This is a genomic window from Macrococcoides bohemicum (assembly GCF_003259675.1).
Taxonomy (GTDB): Bacteria; Bacillota; Bacilli; order Staphylococcales; family Staphylococcaceae; genus Macrococcoides; species Macrococcoides bohemicum.
Genome location: NZ_PZJG01000001.1, coordinates 564,377 through 587,715, shown reverse-complemented (window position 1 = coordinate 587,715; position 23,339 = coordinate 564,377). Strand labels below are relative to the sequence as shown.

The window sequence follows — 23,339 nt, the reverse complement described above, 5'->3', positions numbered from 1 at the left end:
AGAGGTTTGCTATGAGTAATGAATTATGGGCAGTTGTTGCCTTTTTATTAACGTTTTTTTGTATGGTACTTATGTACCGTTTCTTTGGAAAAGAAGGTTTATTTGTATGGGTTGCGATTGGGACAGTAATTGCCAATATACAAGTAACTAAGTCTGTTGAATTATTTGGTATTACTGCAACTTTAGGGAATGTATTATTTGCGTCTATTTATTTAGCAACAGATATATTAAATGACAGATATGGGCGTAAAGTTGCGAAAAGAGCAGTGTGGTTAGGATTTGCATCAGCTATTATCATGACGATATTAATGTCGATATCTTTACAATTTACACCTACAGAGACAGATATCGCACAAAAAAGCCTGCAGACGTTATTTGGTGTCGTACCTAGAATCGTATTAGGATCAATCATTGCATATATTATCGGACAATATGTAGATGTATACTTATTTAATTTAATCAAAAAATATTTTTCATCAGAGAAAACATTTATTATACGTGCATATGGAAGTACAATATTTAGTTCAATTGTTGATACTGCATTATTTTCTATAATTGCATTTACCGGTTTAATGCCTAATAATATTGTCTTTGAAATCTTTATAACTACTTATTTATTTAAATTAGCTTCAACGATTTTAAACATTCCTTTCGGTTACTGGGCAAAAAGATATCATAAAACAAATCAATTATAATCGTTTTGCAAGATTTAAAAAATATAGGATTATGAGGTATAAATATGGCTCAAATATTTATTGATGCATCAACAAAGCAGAATCCACTTCATAGCGCATGTGGTATTATACTCAAACTTGATGATAAGACGATTGAATATGGAGAATATTTAGGTGCTGTTGATAATCATATAGCCGAATGGCAAAGTCTGATAATCGGCATGAAACTAGCTTTAGCTAATGATTGTAAAACATTACTAATAAAAAGTGACGCCAAAATTGTTGTAGATTCTATTGATAAAAATTATGTGAAACAATCACTGTTTAAACCATATTTACAAGAGTATCTTCAGTTGAAACCAAACTTTGATTTAATTATTATCAATTGGATACCAAGACATCAAAATAAACATGCAGATACTATAGCAAGAAGAACTTTGCAGCGATATTTATAATATTGCTCAAAGTTCTTTTTTTAATATCTTCTCCATTGTAGTCAATACACCGTTTTCGTCATTACTAGGTATTTCATACTTTGCGATTGATTTAACTTCTTCATTTCCGTTTGCCATTGCAAATGAATTTTCAGTAAGCTTAAGCATTTCAATATCATTATCACTATCGCCAAAGACATATAAATCATGCATTTTTGCCCCCAATATATTCATCACCTTTTTAATTGCAACAGCTTTATTTACTCCTTTATGAATGATGTCGACACAATTAAAACCACTATCAACTGCAATGCTTGACTGGCATAAAGCATTTAACTGAGCCATCAACTCTGTCACATCACTTTTTATTTCAATTGTGATTTTAGTAATACCATCTATTTCATTCAAATTATTTATAATTAAATCGTTATAATATTGCTGCATGCGACTGATAAATTGTCCTCCAGCAGCCTTGTTTACATAAGATTTTTCTAATGTACTAACTACATACGAATAAATATGCATATTATTTAAATACGTTAAAACACGATTAATATCAGTTGTATCAAGAAATTGTGTATCAATTATTTTCTCTTCAAAATCAATGACTGCACCATTAGAACCTATATAGTATATATCTTTTTGCCTAAAAAATGTTTTAAGATGAGAAATAGTATTGCTACTTGCTACTATCAACTTAAATTCATCTTTATATTCTGTATTTAATCTTTCAAAATATTTCATGTCATAAGTATCATTACTATCTAGAAATGTGCCATCCATATCTACTGCAAATACTTTCATAAAATCATCCTTATTCACGTGAAACAATCATTATTTCACTTTATATTGTGTAGATTTTCCTTGACCAACTTTAATAATAAAGTCTTCTTTTTGAAGCTGTACCAATGCCCTTTCAATTGTTTTTCTACTGATATCTGCCAGCATAACCTCTAAATCCTTACGCGCGATTGGCTCAAAGGATCGATTTAAAATATTCAGTACTCTATACTGCGGCGTTATTTTCTCATTTAATATTAATTGGAAATTAAAATCTAGAGCATCGTAAGATTCGATTATTTTATAAAAATAATAATTCATAAAATCATGTATATCTTCAAAAGGAAAATAATCAATATTCTTTTTCTTTAATCTTTTATTATTACCAACAATGTCTTCATAAATCAGTTTATCGATACTTTGATACTGAGTAACTAAAATATTTGATTTATATAATAGCAAATTCAATAATAAACGTGAAAATAAATGCGTATTATTAGAGAAAAGATTAGAATGAATGAATTCAAATACAAAATGAAATATCTCTGTGAGTATATTTGTATTAGGCAGATCTATTACATTATTGTAATGTAAACATAATTGTTTGATAGCATCTTTTTGGGCTTCGGTAATATTGGTAAATGATTCGTCGTCTCCCATAGACATCTCTAAATACATTGCACAAAGTGATTCATAATTGATGTCTATAAATTCATAATCCTCTACAATATATAGCAATGCATCTCTAAATCCACATATCTGCGCTTCAATTTCATTATTAAATGATTTTTTAAACTGGAGTATCTGTAATAACTTTGTATCAGATACAGAATATCCTGATAAAGCGCAACCATATTTCACATTGTGATATAAACCTGAAAATTTAAGTTTCTCTAATGTGGCAGTATTATATTGTAAATAAATAATTTGTTTACCTTTGTACTCATGAATTTTAGTCATTAAATTCACAATATTTGAATTATATTCAACCATACATACACCTCTTTATCAGTCATTTTATATCAATTGACTAGTAAAATAAAGAAATCAGAGTGTAAAAACATAGGCAGCAATAAAAATAAATAATAAGAAGTATGCAATATAATAACATTTATAAGGATATTGCTTTATTATTCCAAATGACTATTATATAATATTTCTACTACTAAAAAATGGAGGATATTATTATGACTTCTTTAACTATCCAACAGGCAATATTCATCTCAAGTAAATTACGTGCTCAACTCGATAATGCAACAGAAAAATTCAGAACAGAGTTTCGCGTTCCAATCGCATTAAACAATAAAAGTATCATTACAGAAGAAAAGAATGCGTCGGTCCATGAAACAATAGGCTTAATTGAGAGTTTAAAGTCTGATATCTCCAATTTAAAAACAGCCGTACATAGAGCGAACTGTAATGCTCAGATTGAATTTGAAGATAAATTATACACGCCATCAGAACTCCTGGAGTCTCTTAAAATCGAAAGAAACATCGTCAACATGCTTGAAAATAACATTTCATTTGGATATGGACAGGAGCGAATTAAAACAGTCGCTGGTGTTGGAATCGTTGAAGAAGGTATTGTCGATGAGCTCTACGTTCGTAGCTACATAGAGCAATTAGAATCCTCTGCTAACAATAAATCAATGTTAATCGATCGTTTTAATAATGAGTATACAATAGAAGTTGCGTTGAATAATCAAATATAATTATCTAATTTTGATATCATATAATAAGTTTAATCATATTCAATTAATCTATTTATGGTAGAAAGTCCTATTTAGTCATCGAATGGAGCCGCTTTTCGTTTTACTTAACATTTACGTCTTACGTATACGAAGTTTACGGAACTCAATTTGTGATCATTTAACTTTCGATGGGTGTAAACCAAAAACACAGAATAGCTCGTTTTGCCTTTCAACTATTCAAAAGAGGATTAGACACTGTCTAATCCTCTTTCTTCATAAAATTTCATTGATTAATAATTATCTCGACACCAGATTCGACCATTTGGACAAGGTTTTGTCGTTGGTCTTTCAGTAGTTGCCTGTTCAGTTGTTGGCTCTTCAGTTGTTGGTGTAGTTACAGTATTTTCGACTTCAACGAATTTGATATTTTGACCTTTATCAGATGGTACTTTAAAAGAATCTTGCACATCAAATACTGCTAAACCTCCTGGAGCTAATGCTGATGGTAAATTTGTAATATGTCTTCAATTGTCACAAATAATAAAACCCTCTATGCATTATATTTTGCATAAAGGGCTTATGATTACAATTTCGCTATGAAATTTTTGGCAACTTTTAGTTCGTATTGATTACATATATCGATCATTGACGCCAAATCAACTGAATATGGCATTTCACTGATGATTTCATCTAACTTTAATGGTACTTCCGTATGTATTGCTGCGAGTTGATGAGACAATCTTAATGCTTCAACTCCTTCATTGATTTTATTCTGTTGTCCTTTTGGTAATTCTTCAATATGTTCAAGTACATCATCAACACTTCCATATGTTTGAATTAATTTAAGTGCTGTTTTTTCTCCAATACCCTTTACACCAGGATATCCATCAGCAGTATCACCCATAAACGCTTTTACATCAATTAATTGCTTTGGCTCAATTTGATATTCTTCGATAAATCGAGCTTTATCATATTTATTGTAAATATTAAATCCTTTTTTTGTTAACCATACTTCTATATGATTATCCAGTATTTGAAGTAAATCACGATCGCCACTAATTACTTTTATATCATATGTGTTATCTAGCGCATGTGCTAATGTGCCAATGACATCGTCGGCTTCAAAATTTTGTATGCCAATATTATGAAATCCGAGTTGTCTTGAGATTTCCTGCACCATATCAAATTGAGGAATCAACTCGTCTTGTGGTGCTGGACGATGGGCTTTATAGTTAGGGTCGATTTCGTTTCTGAATGTTTTAGCCCCCATATCCCAACAGACTATTACATGATGGGCATCGGTGTCATGAATCGCCCTTACAACGTGACGAACAAATCCTTGAACCCCATTTGTAGGTATGCCTTGCGAATTTTTCATATAGTTTTTGTGTAGACTTGTAGCAAAGAAGTGACGAAAAAGCAAAGCCATTCCATCAACGATTAATAAATTGTTCATTTTTGTTCTCCAGTTTCTATTTGATTTGGATATTTTGACACCCACTCCGAATAACTTCCTGCATATACTTTTACATTTTGGTCTAACGTCTTTAAAGCGGCATATAACGGTGTCGCGCTTAAGCCTGAACCACAATAAATAATGCTTTCTTTCCCTAAAACATTTTTGAAGACATCTCTTAGTGCTTCGTCATTTTTCGGCACACCATCTGCATACACTTCACTAAAAGGAATATTGATTGCTGTCGGAATATGGCCAGCAATTTTATCCATCGGTTCAACTTCGCCAATATAGCGTTCATGAGCACGTGCATCAATAAGTACGACATCATCTTGAGGCGCCTTAATTAAGCATTGGATATTATTACAGAAAGTGATGATATCTTTGTTGAAAACTTTGTTAAAATCTCTATTTGCTAATTCTTTATATGTTTCCGCCGCCATTTCGTACTCTGTGACGGAGTATTTATAAAATTTAACTGTGGTATGCTGTTTTCCATCTATTGGATCTTTTCTCGATTTCTTAAACAGTTTCAAATCTTCATATCCTTCCTGAATAAGAAGACATTCAAGACCTACAAGATGACACAGAAATACAAAGCGGGTGCCATAAAAACTATTGCGATTATCATATCCTATTATCAACTTACCTTGAGCAAATGATTCCACAATATCAATGAAATCATTTAAATCAGGTAATGGATGTCGTCCACCTGATATTGGATTGTTACCCATTAAAAATGAATGAATATACGCTGCACCTTCAATTCTTTCCTCTTGATAGTTTTGAATACTTTGTTCTAAGTTGTCCATTATGCCTCGACAATCAAATAGTACTGCATCATTATTTTGTACCAGTTTATAAGCTTCTTGTTCTGTTATCCATATTTTCATGACTACACCTCTATTTTTTGAATCGCTTCTGAAACTTCTTCTTTTAAAGTATTGTCAATTTTTTGCTGCATTTTTTCGTGCATTGTTTGATGCATCATTTTATTTTTTTCTTCAATATAATTAGACAATTTTATTGCATTGTCGTCAATAAGCTTCAAGATTTCATTTTCATACAATTCAATTACTTTAATTAACGTTTGCATCGTTTTCTCATGTAATTCATCATACAGTTCAGTTTTCAGTGTCTGATGCATCAACTGCTTCTGCTTAATATTTCCTAAGTTTATTGTATGAATTTCATCAGTTAGCTTACTAATACTTACGTCATTAGGATTTAGTAATTGATCTTTATATTGTAAATCTTCATAAATCTCTTGTTGTTCTAGTTGCTTCGATAATACTTGACTTGCCTGATTGAAGTTCAACTGTACTCCCTTATTTAATCTCGGCATAATCAAATATAAGTCTTCATTTAATTTTTGCTGAACAGCATGTAAATAACTTTGATGTACTATAGACAAATCAGAAGAGGTATTGATTTCTTCTTTTAGGACGTCATACAGCTGTATTTTCATCTTGTCTTTAAGGTAAGTTGTTTGTTCTGTCAAAATATCTTTTACTGAACGTATTACATTATCTTTTACTGTTAAATCGATTGGACCAGAGCTTAACCACTCCGAGTAACGTTGATTTCTAATTTGTATTTGATTTTCGTACTGATCAAAATTACTTACAAGTACTTTTGCTTTTTCGTATAGAACAGAAGTCTGGTGATTAATTTGCTTGATTTTCTGTTGTTTACTTGTTGTATTTACAAATTTTTCAATTGCAGTTTTAAAGGTAGTAAATTTTTCGTCATAAACTTTTAATGCATTCCGACTTGAAACTGGATAAATTGGATCATCAATTTTTAAAGTTTGTAATTCACTCGTTAAATAATCGACAACTGAATTCAATTCCTGTTCATCTTTTGCTAAATCTATCGCATTAATAACAAAGAAATTCTGACTATCTTCGTTTATGATTTCTACTTCATTTAAATAAGATAGAAATGTTTTGTCTTTTTCAGTATAGACGTGATTGTAATATGAAACATAAATTAATAAATCGCTATCAGCAATTATTTCAGTTGTTTCTTTTGTATGTCGGCTATTCGTACTACCTGTTCCTGGTGAATCAATAATAATCTTATCTTTTAGAAAATCATTTTGGATGCCGAGGGTTATCTTCTGTACAAAAGCTGCGTGTGCATCAACAGCAGTATACTGCTTTATTTCATCATCGTTTACTTCAATTGTTGTGTGGTTATCTAAATACTGTGCATATAAATCATAATTTTTAATAATCGCTTCTGCAAAATTTCTGTTCTGTGGATTTAACTGATTAAGTTTTCCTTTAAATCGTTTAATCCACTGACTAATTGTTGATACTTCAATTGTTGACGTTAACATCATGTCATTTAAAGATTTTAATATGTCTTTTTCTAACTTAAATGTGACATAATTCTTATCTCCATGTTGAATCTCAGTAATTGAAGCCGTCGTTGGATTCGGAGAAGAAATCAATATTTCATCTTTCAAAAGCGCATTAATCATCGCACTTTTACCCGCACTAAATGCCCCAAATACAACAATTTTAGTTATATTTTTATTCAATCGTTCAATTTGTGCATTTATTTTCTCTATATCTGTCTTGAAGTACGTAACATCAGACAAATGTTGAAGTATTGATTTACTTAAATTTAAATTCTCATTTTCAATGGTCTCTATTTTATTAATTTTTGAAATTTCTGTAGGTTTTTCATCACGCATTTCAAATGTCACATATTTTCTATCAATTAATTTATCCACTGATTCATCAACATGAATATAATAGTGTAAATAATTTTTAGTAGTGATTGACTTTAATAATGATTCATTCTCAAAATATTGATCAAACTTCACAGTTTCTTCACTATTCTTATTATCTGTATTTAAAATAGACATATTTATATTTTTTATGAACTGATCATGCCATTTCTTTTGCTGGTTAACAATCTTGCGTTCGATGAATAATTTTAATTCCTCTGAATAGATTAATACATAATCATTTGTGATAGATGTTTGTTGCTTAATTAACTGCTTAACATCATCTTGTGAAATTTTAAAAACAAGTTCATTTATTATATTTGGATTACTTAAGTATTTTGAGAATTGACCATAATATTCTTTAAGCTGAAATGTAATTTGTTTCTCAATCAGTGCATTCAGTGATACAACAACTGTTTCCACTTTTTCATCCTGAATCGCTAGCAATTTTGCTTTTTTACCAAATAGTCCTGGTACTTTATAGTTATCTGCAAATGTTTCGAGCATCTCACGATTTTTCTCGCGCATTTCAAATGGCATTAAATAAGCATTTTTAATAATATCTTTCACATCATTTAACAATAACTGTGCGTTATTTGCGTCAGTTAATATCGCCTGTTCAGCATTCATTGCTACATTAGCACTTGCTTTCTGGTATGCAGTATCAATTTCATCTTCTTCAACTTTCATTAGTGAAAGTAGATTCGTTTTAATTTCATTCAGATAATGTATTTGTGCCGATTCAATATATTCAATCATGCGTTCAAAATAACGATCTTTGTTAGTTTCTGCATTGCGTGCATGGCGCGTCATTAAAGGAATAACTTTAGCTATCTCATTATTAGGATCGTCATAAATAGTTGTATATAAAATATGATCTATTTTTAGTTGCCAACGTTCAATATTATCATTTATAGCTGTTTTAAAATCCTCAAATGATAATTCTTCTTCCTGATGTTTATCAATCTGGTTTATTATCAACACGACCGGGACATTTAATTGATTTAATGCTCTAATCTGATCAAAGTTTTTTTCAGAATTAACATGATTATACTCAACCGTATAAAAAACAACATCACTAATAAGTAAAAATTTCATTGTACTTGCTTCATGGTTTTTAAATGTCGCATCAATGCCAGGTGTATCTTGTATAACGGTACCAATATCAAAAAGTTGCGATGATTTATAAATCTCAACAGATTCAATATTATGGTTAAATGTATTCACTCTTTTTATATCTTCATAATGATTTAAATCACTATATGTATGATTATCAAGATTGATACGTACATTTTCCTTATCACTAATAATAATCTGAGCCGTATTACTAGTAGTAGGAACTGGTGAACTCGGCAAAATATGCTCATTAAATATATGGTTTATTAAAGATGATTTCCCAGAAGAAAAGTGACCGATAAAGCTAATAACGACTTGCTCCTGATGCATTTTCTTAATAATTTCATTAATTTGTTCAATTAAAATCACATTGTTTGACTTCTCTACTTCCTTTTTCAATTGATATAATTGCTTGATTTGTTCATGATGTTTCATAACATACCTCATTCATATATATTTATTTGTGAAATTTTTAACGAAAATAAAAAAAGTGTGATATTTATCACATTAATAAACTTTGTACTCTATTATTATAAAGAAAGAAAAGCTATTAAGAAAGGGTGTTCATTATGGCAGAGGATAAAAATTTAAATCAATCACGTGATCCAATTCAGGTTAATGAAGAAGTTCATCACGATTTAGATTTAAGAGGCACAATGGCGTCAGTATTATTTTTAGGCGCTGTGTTTGTAGTAACATGGTTTGCAATTTTTATATTATTTTTAGAACGTGTATAGGAGGGGAATATTTTGCATAAGTTAGAGAAAATTTGGCTTGGATTAGGTGTGGGATCACTTGTTTTATTTTTAGGTATTATTTTTGTTTCTGCAATACATAGCGGTCATGAGCCAATTGCCAGTGGTCGAGAATTTATTGACCCAGAATTGATTGATAAAGATGAAGTATTCAGCAAACCAGGATTACATAAAGTTGAAGGTAAAGATTGGGATTACGAATTAGTATTTGTAGTTTCCGCATTTAACTATAATCCAGGTGAAGTTGACATTCCAAAGGGTGCAAAAGTAAAAATTATCGCAACAAGTCGTGATGTAGTTCACGGTTTTGAAATTGCTCAAACAAACGTTAACATGATGATTGAGCCAGGACACATCTCAACTTTCGTTAAAACATTCGATAAAAAAGGTGAATACTTATTATTATGTAACGAATATTGTGGTACTGGTCATGCAGACATGAAGTCAAATATTAAGGTGGTAGATAAGAAATGAACGCATTCAAATTAGACAGCGGCGCATTTGACGATCGCTCTACTTATAGAAACCATCACGCTGAAGAAATGGCAGAACGTGTAGAAATGGACCGTAAAGATGGTAAATTAATTATGGCACATATGTATGTAGCAATTGTGTGTTTAATTATCGGAGGATTGGCTGGTCTTCTACAAACATTAGTACGTTCAGGACAATTAAAATTACCAGCTGGTATCGGATATTATCAAATTTTAACAGTTCACGGTATTATTTTAGCTTTAGTTTTAACAACTTTCTTTATTATGGGATTCCAGACTGCTGCAATCATTAGAACTTGTGGTAAGTTATCTCCTTTACAAAGAAAATTAGTTTGGTTAGGTTTCTGGGTAATGTTACTAGGTACTGCAATGGCAGCTACAATGGTATTACTTAATAAAGCAACTGTATTATATACATTCTATGCGCCACTTAAAGCACATGTTATCTTCTATGTAGGTATGGCATTAGTCGTTGTAGGTTCCTGGATTTCTGCAGCAGGACAAATCATGCGCTATGCTCAATGGAGAAAAGAGCACAAAGGTCAAAAATCACCGTTACTTTCTTACATGGCTGTTATTAACAATGTTATGTGGATTGTATGTTCTATCGGTGTTGCAGCAACAGTATTATTGCAAATGATTCCGTGGTCATTAGGATTAGTTGAACGTATCGACGTTTCACTTAGTCGTACATTATTCTGGTACTTTGGACATGCATTAGTTTATTTCTGGTTATTACCAGCATACATGTCATGGTATGCAGTCGTTCCAAAAATTATCGGTGCTAAAGCTTTCAGTGATAATTTAGCACGAATGAGTTTTATGTTATTCTTATTCTTCTCAATTCCAGTAGGTATCCACCATCAGTTAACTGAACCTGGTATTGATGTTACTTGGAAATATGTTCAAGTTGTATTAACATTTATGGTTGTCATTCCATCATTAATGACTGCATTTAGTTTATTTGCAACATTTGAAGCATATGGACGTAAAGTTGGTTCTAAAGGATTATTTGGATGGATTAAAACTTTACCATGGAATGATGCACGTTTCGTATTACCATTCATCGGAATGGCAGCATTTATACCTGGTGGTGCAGGCGGTTTAGTAAACGCCTCAGCTCAAATGAACCAAGTAGTACATAATACTATCTGGATTACAGGTCACTTCCATTTAACAGTAGCAACAGCAGTTATCTTAACGTTCTTTGGTACAATGTACTGGTTAATTCCACATGCTACAGGTCGTGTAATGACAAAAGCAATCAATAGATTAGCAATTATTCAAGGGGTTATGTGGGCAATCGGTATGTCAATCATGTCTGGTGCAATGCACTATATCGGATTATTTGGTGCGCCACGTCGTTCTACTTACTCTGAATATGGTGGATCAAAAATTGCAGCTGAATGGATTCCTTACCAAGTAATGCAAGCAGTTGGAGGTACAATTTTATTTATCTCTATTATCTTAGTAGTTATCGTATTCATTCAGTTAGCATTCTTTGCTCCTAAAGGATATGAAGCATTCCCAGTATCAGTAGCAATGGATGAAGCAGCACCTGCTTATAAATTCGTAGAAAACTGGAAATTCTTAATCATCGTTACCATCGCATTAATTTTAGTAGCTTACACGGTGCCTATTGGACAAATGTTCATGGATCCACCTCCTGGTGCAAAGGGAATGGGTGAAGGAAAACTTTGGTAAAATAAAACATCAAGCGCTCGCTTGATGTTTTTTTATTTTCATTATTCCTCGCTATTAATTTCATCTGTTATTTCTTTAATTGCTTTAAAACTTTCTTTTTTTAATGCAAAATCAAATGTATTATTGATTACCATCAGTTCATCAAATCGATACGTTTCATACAAATTTTTAATCTCATACTTAACATCTTCTTTTGTTCCAATAAAATAACGTCCTCTGTTCTTCTCAATGATACGTAAATCCTGTTCACTATAATCATTTTTATTAACCTGTTCAATTGAAGGGATAACAGTATCCCTTCCTTTTGTAACATTTAATAACCAATGATCTAATATACGTCTTTGCATCTCTCTTTCAGCATTATCTTTTACAACTATGATAAATGAACAAAATATCGTATATGGACGTTTCATAAATTCATTAGGAATAAATCCTTGCTGATAAATTTTTATTGCACTGTCTCGATATTTATCACTGATAAAATTTCCGAATACAAAACCAATCCCTAATTTTGCTGCTCTTTTAGCACCATTATCAGTTAGCCCTAACGTAAAGATTTCTGGGTGCTTTTCAATTCTCGGACCGGCTTTAACACCTCTATATTGATGCTCTAAAGGCAAAGTGTTACGCATGAAACCTAAAAACTCTTCTAGCATTCTATCGTATGCGCTTACCTTACTGGCGTTCCCATCTGTCAAGGCTTTTCTCGTGATTTCACTTCCACCTGGAGAATTTCCTAAGCCAATCGTCACACGACCAGGAAACAACGCTTCTAATAAGTTTGCATTTTCCGCAACCTTGTAGGGGCTATATTGAGGTAAAAGAATACCCGCAGAACCAATATTAATGGATGACGTTACTGATAATAATCTTGTCATAAGAATTTCTGGTGAATTGCTAATTAATCCTGTCGTATTATGATGTTCAGCAACAAAATAACGATCATAATTTATTTTTTCCGCAAATTGAACAAGTTCTATCGTATGTGACAATGCATCCATTGGCGTTTCTCCACGCGACATGGGTACTTGATCTAAAATACTTAATTTCACAACATTTTCACCTTCTTCTTGATATATATCATAAACAAAAAACCACACAAAACATATAATTATGCTTTGTGTGGTTACATTTATAATTAAGCACATTGTCAAACTTCAACATTTCCTTCAAAATTAAAGGTCGACAGCCTCTTCTATCTCTCGCCCCAGTATTGATAATACGTACATTCAATATATCCATTAAATAATTTTCGGCGTTTAGTCGCTTTTTTGCCTACCAATACTTCAAATGTCTTCAAACTTGTCAAAATATATAGTGACCATTTTGGATTTTTTTCAATTAGTTCTCCTAAATACTTATACATTGCTTCCACTTCTGCTCTCTCACCGATACGTTCACCATACGGCGGATTACCGACAATTGCACCCTTTTCACTGTTTAATGTAAGGTCATGAACATTCATTTGTTTAAATTCAATTATATCTCCAAAGCCTACTTCAATCGCATTATTATGAGCAATTTCAACCATGTTCGGATCAATATCACTTGCTGTAATCGATATTTCTTTATCATATTCAGCAACTTCTTCTGCCTTAACACGTTCTTCATCGTACATACCTTCAGGAATGATATCCCAGTTTTCACTCACAAAATCTCTGTTAAATCCTGGTGCAATATTTTGAGCTATCATTGCTGCTTCAATTGCAATTGTTCCTGAACCACAGAAAGGATCAATCAATGGTGTTTCTCCTTTCCAGTTAGATAACAATACAAGTGCAGCTGCTAACGTTTCTTTCATCGGTGCTTCACCTTGTGCGAGACGGTATCCACGCTTATGTAATCCGGCTCCTGATGTATCGATTGTAAGTAATACTTCATCTTTAAGAATTGCAACTTCAACTTTATATAATGCGCCATCTTCACGTAACCATCCTTGCTGGTTGTGTGCTTTTTTTAGACGTTCAACAATTGCTTTCTTAACAATTGCCTGGCAGTCAGGTACACTGAATAACTTTGATTTCAAACTTCTTCCCTGTACTGGAAAACTTCCATTTTCACTGATAAAATTTTCCCAGGGTATATCTTTTGTTTGATCAAACAATTGTTCGAAAGTTGTAGCATAGAAACGACCGACAACAAGTTTAACGCGATCTGCGCTGCGTAGCCAAAGATTTGATTTAACGATTGCGCGTGCATCACCGTGATATAATACACGCCCATTCTCAGTTGTTGTTTCATATCCCAGGGCCTGTACTTCTTTTGCTGCAACAGCTTCCATCCCCATAGGTGTTGTGGCTAGTAATTGATACATAATTTCCTCCAAGTTTACATAATACTTTTATAGTAGAATATAATGTTTATTAATTCCATTGTAACATGTTCCATACGTTCAATAAATAAAAAAAGTCCCCCATATCAATGGAGGACATCTAGAAAGATATCTCTGTAAGCCATGTTCTGTTCCTTAGTACTGCAAATGAGCCTAGATACTCTCGTACGCCGGTGATAATCATCTGTCTGTATTTTCATACCTCTTCTATACGTTCATTTCCGCTAGAAAAGTGCTCCTACCAAATTTGGATTGCTCACTCGAGGGGTTTACCGCGTTCCACCTTTTCTATTTCTAGAAAAGCTACGTCACTGTGGCACTTTCAAGTTACTCAGACCATATCAGAGACTTAGGTCTATTCACTGCCGTCAAATTAATGCCCTGGCTTATTGTTTCACCAGGCACGATCACTACAGCCATCTCAGGCATGTGTGAGCATGGACTTTCCTCTATACAATGTATAGCGATTATCCGAGATATCTTTTAACATTATTAAATTATAGCATCAAATGCATCGAATTGCGATGACTATTATTTACCGAACACTGCTTTTTCAAGATTAGAAATACGTTTTAATAGATCGTAGTTATTCGGTGTTTGTTGTTGATGGTCACTTCTACCAGTTGCAACACGCATACGTAAGTTTTCAATTTCACGTTTTAATTTTGAATTTTCATCGGAAAGCTTTAATAATTGATTGTTCATGTCAGCCATCTTCTGGTAATCTTCAATCACTTCATCAAGAAAACTATCAACATCTTCCGGTTTAAATCCACGAACCATCGTTCTTTCAAATTCTTTTTCATAAATATCTTTTGCCGATAATTTTAAATTCATTTCTGACATAATAACACCTCTAATTTTCTTGTTCTCTCATATATTCATCTATAAATTCAGATAAGTCGAAAAAACTGATACTATCCATAGTATATTGATTTTCTGCTATAAAATCAATGAGCGTTCTTTTGAAGAATTTAGGACTTGCTTCGTGCTCTTCGTCATAAAACAATAAGGTACCTTCAGTATTACCCAAAATGAACTGATTCGCCTGACTAAACATAAATCCACCTTTATAAGAATCCTGAAATACACTATTCATATAATCTGCTTTACTGATAATCTGCTGATAATAAAGCCGATTTTCTTCATTCCATTTTTCTGTGTGTTTTAGAAATGGCGTAATAATTCCCAGTTTTATATCATATTGTTTTTTTAAACGAATAACTACTTCAGCTGCCCATAATTCTGTCCCTAAATTCCCCTGGATAATTACCCATTCAAGACCATCTTCAATATATGATTTAATTTTATCTTGTAAGAAGAGTTTTATATATCGTACTTCAGGCTGATTATTTTTAAAAATACCAATCTCATATGGCTTATATCCAGTTATATATACAGTCTTCATTTCAATATCCTTAATCTTTTTCTAATACTCTTTTTATATATTGAAGATCATGATTGACTGCTTTGAATTTATCGATAAATATTTTTTTACTCGTCTTATCAAAAAAACAATCGACAGATAACTCTCGGATATATAGTATCAGTAATGATAATTTCTTTTCATTCATCAGCGGTAAAGATAATATTTCATCATTATAGTTATTTAATTGATTTAAATTTACATCTACTTGTTCAGTGAATGGCTGTACATCAATAACAAAGTTAAACAGTTCACCATTTTTCGCTCTATGAAAGTACTGATCAATCTGATGCATATTTTCAATTAAACTTATAATACAATTATGTAACATTTAACTACTCCTTTCACAAGTTGTGTTAAACTCATTGTATATGAAAAATTAAGACATCACAATTAGGATGAATAAAATGGTCAATTATCCAAATGGTAAGCCTTCTAAGTCTTCAGACTTAGTTACAAATACTATAAATAATAGTAAAATTGAATATGGAAAACGTGGGATGAAATTTGAAGATGAAATCGACAACAGCAATCGATATTATCTCCAAAATGATCTTGCAATTATACATAAGAAACCGACACCGATTCAAATCGTAAAAGTAGATTATCCAAAACGTTCGAGAGCTGTTATCAAAGAGGCTTATTTCAGACGTGCATCAACTACAGACTATAATGGTATATATAATGGAAAGTATATTGATTTTGAAGCTAAAGTTACCCAAAATAAAACGAGTTTTCCACTGATCAATATCCATCAGCACCAAGTCTCACATATGCATCAAGTGTATCGGCATGGCGGTATCGTCTTTATTTTAATTTGCTTTTCGAGTCTTGAAGAAGTATATTTATTACCGTTCGAAAAATTTATTTATTATTGGCATAGATACAATGACGACGAAAAGAAATCTATTCAGTTAAAGGAAATTAAAAAAGATGGTATATTTATACCATATACTTATCGTCCTAGAATTGATTATTTGAAAGCAATACAATCACTATATTCTGTTTAAGTTTAATGAGAGAGAGGATTTAAGAATGGTGAAAAAGAAAAAAAGTTTAAAGAAAACGATCTTACAAGTTGTAGGAGTGCTTATTGCATTATTTACAACGATGATCGTTGCTGGTATGCTACTGTTTCTATATTATGCATACAATGCTCCAAAATTTAACGAGTCGGCATTACGTGATCAATTACCGACAAAGATTTATGATAAAGATAATAATTTAGTAACCATATTATATATGGGACAAAAACGTGAAAAAGTTAAGTTTGCAGATATTCCTGACACGATGCGAGATGCAGTACTTGCTACTGAAGACAATCGTTTCTATGAACATGGTGCATTAGACTTTAAACGATTAACCGGCGCAGTATTCAAGAATTTTACTGGCGGATTTGGATCGCAAGGTGCTTCGACTTTAACGCAACAAGTTGTTAAACGATCTTTCTTAACAGATCAAAAATCTATAGAACGTAAAGCACAGGAAGCTTATCTATCTTATCGATTAGAACAAGAATATGACAAAAATCAGATATTTGAAATGTATATGAATAAAATTTATTATTCTGATGGTATCTATGGTGTTAAAACAGCAGCCAGGTATTATTTTAATAAAGATTTAGATCAATTATCACTTGCAGAGTCTGCTTATTTAGCTGGACTTCCACAAGTTCCTAATACTTATAATCTATATGATCATCCAGAAGCTGCAGAAAAGCGTAAAGATACTGTTTTATATTTAATGAATCGTCATAAACGTATCTCTAAAGCTGAAATGGAACAGTCGCAAGCTGAAGACCTGACTAAAAATTTAGTGCCCAGAACAGCTGCACAACGTCAAAACATTGAAGAAAATGATCCAAAATATGCATCATATGTAAATGTGATTAAACAGGAATTAAAAAGTAACAAAGAGTTTCAAGGTAAATCATTAAGTGACGTGCTAACAAGTGGTCTAAAAATTTATACGAACATGGACAATAATGCACAGATTTCACTGCAAAACAATGTTGATAACATGAGTATCTATAAAAATAAATATCAACAAGCAGCATCAACAATCGTTGATACACAAACTGGTGCACTTGTAGCGATAAGTGGTGGACGTAATTTTACAGACGTTGTTGATAGAAACTTAGCTACAGATGTACATCCTGTTGGTTCTACAATCAAACCATTCTTAAGTTATGGACCCATTGTTGAAAATGAACAATGGGCAACTAATCATAAAGTACAGGATGAATCAGAGTACGATATCAATGGTATCAAATTTAAAAACTACGATACGCAAAACCACGGAGTTGTAACAATGCGTGATGCTATCCGTCGTAGTTTAAATATACCGGCATTAAAAATCTTCCAGGAAGTAAAAAAAGAAGCTGGTAATGATGCATCTTATGAATTTGCCAAAAATGTTGGATTAGAATATAAGTCAAAAGACTTAGGTCCTGCTGAAGCTTTAGGTGGATCATCTTCTGAGTTTTCTCCTACTCAAATGGCAAGTGCATTCTCTACTTTTGGTAATGGTGGTATATACAACAAAGCGCATGCTATTCGAAAAGTTGTGACGCAAGATGATGAAACAATTAAGTTTGATACTATTTCTGAAAAAGCGATGGAAGATTATACAGCATATATCGTAACTGACATGCTAAAAGGTTCTTTTGAACCGTTAGGTACTGCATATGGCTCTAGTATTCCTGGACTTACACTTGCAGCTAAAACAGGTACAGGTACGTATGGCAATGAAACGTATGAAAAATACAATTTACCTGACAATGCTGCAAAAGATGTCTGGATTGTAGGGTATTCACCACGATACACTATGTCTGTTTGGATGGGATTCACTAAACTTGCTGAGGGTGGCGCCAATTCATTCGTTGGTCCAGTGGAGCAAGCATTACCAAAATCTTTATTTAAACAAGTAATGAGTGAAATCAGTCCAATAGACGGTCAGGATTTTGCAATGCCTGATTCAGTGGAAAAAGTCGGTACAGATGTTAGAGTAAAAGGTCAACAAGATAATATTGATGTTTTAACAGGAGAAAATGATAATTCATCTACTACAGAGTTAAATTCAACTACAACTTTTCCAACAGGTTCTTTAGATGAGCAAACTGAGGCAGCACGTAATAATAATGAACGTGCTGCTGAAGCTGCTAAGAGTGCATTAGAAGAAGGAGAACAGGCAGAACAAGATGCGAAGAATCAAATCAACAACCAGTCATCAAGCAACTCTGAAAAAAAAACTTCTAATTCTAAAGACAAGAATAAAAACAACACCAATGAGGTTGTAACAGAAAATATACCTACTACAATGGAAAGAAGAACAGCTGAAACTGTTCCATCTACCCAATCTGCTGATCAAAAAGCTGCCGCTGACTCTAAAGCAGCAAGTGATAAAGCTGCTGCAGATTTAAAAGCTGCTAATGAAAGAGCAGCACAAAGTTTAGGACAATAAAAAAGAAGCGAAACAATGATGTTATCGCTTCTTTTTTATGTTTTTTATCGCAATTAACTTATTGATCTCCACAAACATTGTCTTCATTTGCTGATAACCCATAAAATGATGTTTACGCTGTTCAATATATTTTATACGTTCAATAAAATTTAAAGGTCCTATTTGAATACTATCAGCTTTAAGTTCAGCATTTGGTTCTAAATCATTTAATGCTCTCATTGAATACAATAATCCTTCATAATATTCATCAAGTAATTTTATTGCATCAATACTATTCAATGTTCTATTTTTACTATGTTGATTAATTTTTTCTTCCAGTTCACTCATTCTCTCTTTCATGATACAACCACCTTATGACGCTTCTTACCTTCCCTGCAATCCTTTAACAATGGACATTCAAGACATTTCGGATTGCGAGCTGTACAATGATATCGGCCAAAGAAAATTAATTGATGATGCGTCTTGTTCCATCGTTCTCTAGGAATCTTATTACATAATGTTGCTTCAACCTGCTTTACATTATCTTTCCATTTACATATACCTAGTCTCTTAGATACACGTTCTACATGCGTATCGACAGCAAGCGCAGGAATTCCAAATGCTACAGATACTACTACATTTGCAGTCTTTTGACCAACTCCAGGTAAAGCAACCAGCTCAGCATGTGTTTGTGGAACTTCCCCGTTATATTTATCAATCAAAATACGGCATAATGCCTGAATATTTTTTGCTTTATTCTTATACAAACCAATTGAGCGAATATCATCCATCAACTCCTCAATCGGAACATTTATATAATTTTCTGGTGTTTTGTATTTTTGAAATAACGTTCTTGTCACTTTATTGACCAGAACATCTGTACATTGTGCCGATAATAATACAGCGATTGTTAACTCAAATGGATTGTCATGAACGAGTTCACATTCAGCATCAGGAAACATTTCATCAATGACATCTAACATTTCTAACGTTTTCTTCTTACTTATCATATGGATTCTCTCCATTCACCCAATCAAAAACAGGAATATCTGGTACAGTTTTTGATAGCATTTTTGACGGCTTATATTCATTACTTACTATTTTTGATTCATCAATCGTCTTAACATTACGTTTTTTCCAGTTAAGTAATATTCGATCGATGTATTTAATACTCAGTTTATTATGACTGCTTGCTTCGTTTAAAGCTGTAATAATAAGTGACGCAGAATGCTGATCTGTATCTATCCAATGAGAAATCGTTTCGATTTCTATTGGTGTTAAAGGACGTGCAAATGTTGCTTCAAAGCGTTCAAATATTTCTTTAAAGCTCGTTTGTCGTACATTGACATCGTTAATTTTTTCTTGTTCTTCTTGTAATCTTAATAATTGCGATTCTAATGGCGTTAAATCGTAACGTTCTTCAAATGACACATCATCATATTTTTTTACATCAATTTTTATAAAATCCTTGCTGATTAGGTTCTGTAATATCAACATCACTTGTGACTTGTCAACACTCATCGCATTGCTTATCGTTTCAAACGATGGTAAACTACTTTCATTTGATAATTCTATAATTTTCATGATCATGATGAGTTCTGTTTCACTCATCCCAAGTTGATGATATTGGTCAAAAAGAACACGAGGAATGATGACATCTTGTTTAAATATACTCATTGTTTCCCCCTTGGTGATAGAAAAATCGTACAGATATAAAATTATATCTATACGATTTAATATTATTAATCTATATTAACTTAAATTTTATGGATATAAACGATTCAGTAAGCGTGGAAACGGACTCGTTTCACGCACGTGTTCCACGCCTGAAAGCCATGCTACTGTTCGTTCTAATCCTAATCCGAAACCTGAGTGTGGTACACTACCGTATTTACGTAAATCAGTATAATAACTATACGCAGCCGGGTCTAAACCATGTTCTTTAATACGTGATTGAATTAATTCAAGATCCCAAATACGTTCTGAACCTCCAATAATTTCACCGTACCCTTCCGGTGCGATTAAGTCTGCACATTTAACTGTTCCTTCTTCATCAGGATTAGGCTGCATATAGAATGGTTTAATTCCTGTCGGATAATTTAAAATAAATACAGGTAAATCGTAGTGATTAGCAATTGCTGTTTCATGCGGTGCACCGAAATCATCGCCCCACTCAATATCATCAAATCCTTGTTCTTTTAAGAATTTAATCGCATCAGTATATGTAATACGTGGAAACGGTGCTTTCACTTTTTCTAATTTTTCAGTGTCACGTCCTAATAATTTTAAGTCTAACTGACAGTTCTTAAGTACTGACTGAACAATATATGAAACATATTGTTCCTGAACTTCTAAACTATCTTCATGTTCGTAAAATGCCATTTCAGGTTCAATCATCCAGAACTCGATTAAGTGTCGACGTGTTTTAGATTTTTCTGCACGGAATGTAGGACCGAATGAAAATACTTTACCGTGTGCCATTGCAGCAGCTTCCATATAAAGTTGCCCTGATTGACTTAAAAATGCATCTTCTTCAAAGTATTTCGTTGCAAATAATTCACTTGTCCCTTCAGGTGCTGAACCCGTTAGAATTGGAGGATCAATCTTTGTAAATCCATTGTCGTTAAAGAATTCATATGTCGCACGAATAATCTCATTACGAATTTTCATTACCGCATGCTGACGTTTTGAACGTAACCATAAATGGCGGTGATCCATTAAGAAATCTGTTCCATGCGCTTTTGGTGTAATTGGATAATCTACTGATTCATGAATGACTTCAATGCCTGTCACTTCCATTTCATAACCGAAATCTGAACGTTCATCTTCTTTAATTACGCCAGTGATATATAATGAAGTCTCCTGCGTGATGCCTTTTGCAACTTTAAATAAATCTTCACCAACCGATTCCTTTACTACTACTGCCTGCATAAATCCAGTACCATCACGTAACTGAAGGAATGCAATTTTGCCGCTTGATCGTTTATTTAAAATCCAAGAACCGATTGTTACTTCTTGACCTACATATTTACTTGCTTGATTAATTGTTATTTTTGTCATGATTATTTCTCCATTTTCTCTTCTACGAATTCTTTAATACGTTTAATAGCTTCATGCATTGAATCTAAGTCCGTTGCATAGCTTAAACGAATATTATTTGGTGAACCAAAACCTGATCCTGGAACTACAGCAACTAATTTCTCTTCTAATAACGCAGTTACAAAGTCTTCTGTATTTTTAAACCCGCAAAGTTTCACTGTTTCACTTACATTAGGATATAAATAGAATGCACCCTTTGGTTTAATACATTGAATACCTGGTATCTCCAAGAGTTTAGGGTAAATTTCTTCCAGACGACTTTTGAAAATATCATTCATTTCGTTTAGGAATGTTTTATCACCATTGTATGCTTCAACAGCTGCCCATTGAGAAGGTGTGGTCGGATTACTTGTAGAGTGACTTGATAAATCTGTCATTGCTTTAATTAACTTTGCATCTCCACAAGCATAACCGATACGCCACCCTGTCATAGAATGACTCTTAGAAACACCATTGATAACAACTGTTAATGCTTTGATTTCATCATTAAAGCTTGCGATGCTAACATGTTCACCATCGTATACAAGTGTTTCATAAATTTCATCTGATACAACAACAATATTATTTTCTACTGCCCAATCCGCAATTTGTTGTAATTCTTCTTTCGTGTAAACCATTCCACTTGGGTTACTAGGAGATGTTAAAACAAGTGCTTTTGTTTTGTCAGTTTTAACATTATTTAATGTATCGATTGTAACTTTATATTCAGTTGTTTCGTCACTCTCTGCATAGACAACATTTCCGCCAGCTAATATAACTTGTTCAGGATAACTAACCCAATAAGGAATAGGGACAATAACTTCATCTCCCTCATCTAGTAATGCCTGAAATAAATTGTAAAGTGCATGTTTTGCACCACTTGCTACCATAATTTCATTTAATGCATAATCTAAATTATTATCATCTTTTAATTTCTTTTGAATTGCTTCTTTAAGTTGTTTCATCCCACCAGATGGGGTATATTTCGTTGCACCATTTTGAACCGCTTCAAAAGCTTTATCTATAATATTTTGAGGTGTATTAAAATCTGGTTCACCTGCTGCTAAACCAATAACAGGTTTTCCACTTGCTTTTAATTCATTTGCTTTAGCTGTTATTGCTAAAGTCGTTGATGGTGTTAATTTTTGTACACGTTGAGATAATTCCACGATTTCTCATTCCTCCCAGAATTCATTATAAGAACAGTTTACCAATAAA

At 32.6% G+C, this 23,339-nt stretch carries 24 protein-coding genes and 1 other RNA gene; 8 read left to right on the top strand and 17 right to left on the bottom strand.

Annotated features, from left to right (window positions below):
• The first annotated feature begins 11 nt into the window (after positions 1–11).
• Positions 12–695: a queuosine precursor transporter gene (locus tag BHX94_RS03820; RefSeq protein WP_111744965.1), complete on the top strand. Its 684-nt coding sequence runs from the start codon at positions 12–14 to the stop codon at positions 693–695.
• A 44-nt stretch (positions 696–739) separates the two neighbouring features.
• Positions 740–1,129, top strand: coding sequence for a ribonuclease HI family protein (locus tag BHX94_RS03815; protein ID WP_111744964.1), 390 nt, complete (start codon positions 740–742; stop codon positions 1,127–1,129).
• 6 nt (positions 1,130–1,135) lie between these two features.
• Here BHX94_RS03815 and BHX94_RS03810 read toward each other — a convergent pair whose 3' ends face one another.
• Both BHX94_RS03810 and BHX94_RS03805 read right to left on the bottom strand, forming a co-directional pair.
• Positions 1,136–1,912, bottom strand: coding sequence for an HAD family hydrolase (locus BHX94_RS03810; RefSeq protein WP_111744963.1), 777 nt, complete (start codon positions 1,910–1,912; stop codon positions 1,136–1,138).
• Positions 1,913–1,942: 30 nt separating this feature from the next.
• Positions 1,943–2,881, bottom strand: a complete 939-nt coding sequence (locus tag BHX94_RS03805; RefSeq protein ID WP_111744962.1) for a Fic family protein — start codon at positions 2,879–2,881, stop codon at positions 1,943–1,945.
• Positions 2,882–3,075: 194 nt separating this feature from the next.
• On the opposite strand from BHX94_RS03805, the gene BHX94_RS03800 reads away from it, so the two are divergent.
• Positions 3,076–3,600, top strand: coding sequence for a hypothetical protein (locus BHX94_RS03800; RefSeq protein ID WP_111744961.1), 525 nt, complete (start codon positions 3,076–3,078; stop codon positions 3,598–3,600).
• 269 nt (positions 3,601–3,869) lie between these two features.
• Here BHX94_RS03800 and BHX94_RS12805 read toward each other — a convergent pair whose 3' ends face one another.
• The 4 genes from BHX94_RS12805 to BHX94_RS03785 form a co-directional block, all read right to left on the bottom strand.
• Positions 3,870–4,046 (bottom strand): hypothetical protein, encoded by a 177-nt coding sequence (locus BHX94_RS12805; protein WP_170120748.1) that lies wholly within the window; start codon positions 4,044–4,046, stop codon positions 3,870–3,872.
• 116 nt (positions 4,047–4,162) lie between these two features.
• Complete coding sequence (locus BHX94_RS03795) at positions 4,163–5,035, bottom strand: 5'-3' exonuclease (RefSeq protein WP_111744960.1); 873 nt, start codon at positions 5,033–5,035, stop codon at positions 4,163–4,165.
• The gene (locus BHX94_RS03790) at positions 5,032–5,928 is read right to left on the bottom strand and encodes a sulfurtransferase (RefSeq protein WP_111744959.1); all 897 of its coding nucleotides are present in this window, start codon (positions 5,926–5,928) and stop codon (positions 5,032–5,034) included. The genes BHX94_RS03795 and BHX94_RS03790 overlap by 4 nt, the downstream gene beginning before the upstream one ends.
• 2 nt (positions 5,929–5,930) lie before the next feature.
• A complete protein-coding gene (locus BHX94_RS03785) occupies positions 5,931–9,326 on the bottom strand; it encodes a dynamin family protein (protein WP_170120747.1) in 3,396 nt (1,131 codons plus the stop codon).
• 134 nt (positions 9,327–9,460) lie between these two features.
• Between BHX94_RS03785 and BHX94_RS03780 the strand changes: the two genes are divergently transcribed.
• The 3 genes from BHX94_RS03780 to BHX94_RS03770 all read left to right on the top strand — a co-directional run bounded on the left by BHX94_RS03780 (position 9,461) and on the right by BHX94_RS03770 (position 11,844).
• On the top strand, positions 9,461–9,628 hold the full coding sequence (locus BHX94_RS03780) for a cytochrome c oxidase subunit 2A (RefSeq protein WP_242446647.1): 168 nt from the start codon (positions 9,461–9,463) through the stop codon (positions 9,626–9,628).
• A 12-nt stretch (positions 9,629–9,640) separates the two neighbouring features.
• Complete coding sequence (locus tag BHX94_RS03775) at positions 9,641–10,120, top strand: cupredoxin domain-containing protein (protein ID WP_111744957.1); 480 nt, start codon at positions 9,641–9,643, stop codon at positions 10,118–10,120.
• 68 nt (positions 10,121–10,188) lie between these two features.
• Positions 10,189–11,844, top strand: coding sequence for a b(o/a)3-type cytochrome-c oxidase subunit 1 (locus BHX94_RS03770; protein ID WP_096078081.1), 1,656 nt, complete (start codon positions 10,189–10,191; stop codon positions 11,842–11,844).
• A gap of 41 nt (positions 11,845–11,885) precedes the next feature.
• On the opposite strand, the gene BHX94_RS03765 is transcribed toward BHX94_RS03770, so the two are convergent.
• The 6 genes from BHX94_RS03765 to BHX94_RS03740 all read right to left on the bottom strand — a co-directional run bounded on the left by BHX94_RS03765 (position 11,886) and on the right by BHX94_RS03740 (position 15,933).
• A complete protein-coding gene (locus tag BHX94_RS03765) occupies positions 11,886–12,896 on the bottom strand; it encodes an MsnO8 family LLM class oxidoreductase (protein WP_242446646.1) in 1,011 nt (336 codons plus the stop codon).
• 143 nt (positions 12,897–13,039) lie between these two features.
• A complete protein-coding gene (locus tag BHX94_RS03760) occupies positions 13,040–14,158 on the bottom strand; it encodes a THUMP domain-containing class I SAM-dependent RNA methyltransferase (protein WP_111744955.1) in 1,119 nt (372 codons plus the stop codon).
• A 130-nt stretch (positions 14,159–14,288) separates the two neighbouring features.
• Positions 14,289–14,655, bottom strand: an RNA gene (gene rnpB, locus BHX94_RS03755) — RNase P RNA component class B.
• Between the two features lie 52 nt (positions 14,656–14,707).
• On the bottom strand, positions 14,708–15,022 hold the full coding sequence (gpsB, locus tag BHX94_RS03750) for a cell division regulator GpsB (RefSeq protein WP_099578161.1): 315 nt from the start codon (positions 15,020–15,022) through the stop codon (positions 14,708–14,710).
• 10 nt (positions 15,023–15,032) lie between these two features.
• Positions 15,033–15,584, bottom strand: a complete 552-nt coding sequence (locus BHX94_RS03745) for an SLOG family protein (RefSeq protein ID WP_111744954.1) — start codon at positions 15,582–15,584, stop codon at positions 15,033–15,035.
• A gap of 10 nt (positions 15,585–15,594) precedes the next feature.
• Positions 15,595–15,933, bottom strand: coding sequence for a DUF1798 family protein (locus BHX94_RS03740; protein ID WP_111744953.1), 339 nt, complete (start codon positions 15,931–15,933; stop codon positions 15,595–15,597).
• A 76-nt stretch (positions 15,934–16,009) separates the two neighbouring features.
• Between BHX94_RS03740 and recU the strand changes: the two genes are divergently transcribed.
• Together recU and BHX94_RS03730 are read left to right on the top strand one after the other, a co-directional pair.
• Positions 16,010–16,612, top strand: a complete 603-nt coding sequence (gene recU, locus BHX94_RS03735) for a Holliday junction resolvase RecU (protein ID WP_111744952.1) — start codon at positions 16,010–16,012, stop codon at positions 16,610–16,612.
• A 25-nt stretch (positions 16,613–16,637) separates the two neighbouring features.
• Positions 16,638–19,064, top strand: coding sequence for a transglycosylase domain-containing protein (locus tag BHX94_RS03730; protein ID WP_242446645.1), 2,427 nt, complete (start codon positions 16,638–16,640; stop codon positions 19,062–19,064).
• Positions 19,065–19,085: 21 nt separating this feature from the next.
• Here the strand turns inward: BHX94_RS03730 and BHX94_RS03725 are convergent, their stop codons facing one another.
• The 5 genes from BHX94_RS03725 to BHX94_RS03705 form a co-directional block, all read right to left on the bottom strand.
• Positions 19,086–19,403 carry a YpoC family protein gene (locus tag BHX94_RS03725; protein WP_096076469.1) on the bottom strand — a complete coding sequence of 106 codons (318 nt, stop codon included), beginning with the start codon at positions 19,401–19,403 and terminating at the stop codon, positions 19,086–19,088.
• The gene (nth, locus tag BHX94_RS03720; RefSeq protein WP_111744951.1) at positions 19,400–20,053 is read right to left on the bottom strand and encodes an endonuclease III; all 654 of its coding nucleotides are present in this window, start codon (positions 20,051–20,053) and stop codon (positions 19,400–19,402) included. The genes BHX94_RS03725 and nth overlap by 4 nt, the downstream gene beginning before the upstream one ends.
• Positions 20,043–20,720, bottom strand: a complete 678-nt coding sequence (locus BHX94_RS03715; protein WP_111744950.1) for a DnaD domain protein — start codon at positions 20,718–20,720, stop codon at positions 20,043–20,045. The genes nth and BHX94_RS03715 overlap by 11 nt, the downstream gene beginning before the upstream one ends.
• Before the next feature lie 87 nt (positions 20,721–20,807).
• A complete protein-coding gene (gene asnS / locus BHX94_RS03710) occupies positions 20,808–22,103 on the bottom strand; it encodes an asparagine--tRNA ligase (protein WP_111744949.1) in 1,296 nt (431 codons plus the stop codon).
• A gap of 2 nt (positions 22,104–22,105) precedes the next feature.
• Positions 22,106–23,290, bottom strand: coding sequence for a pyridoxal phosphate-dependent aminotransferase (locus tag BHX94_RS03705; RefSeq protein ID WP_111744948.1), 1,185 nt, complete (start codon positions 23,288–23,290; stop codon positions 22,106–22,108).
• Positions 23,291–23,339: the final 49 nt, after the last annotated feature.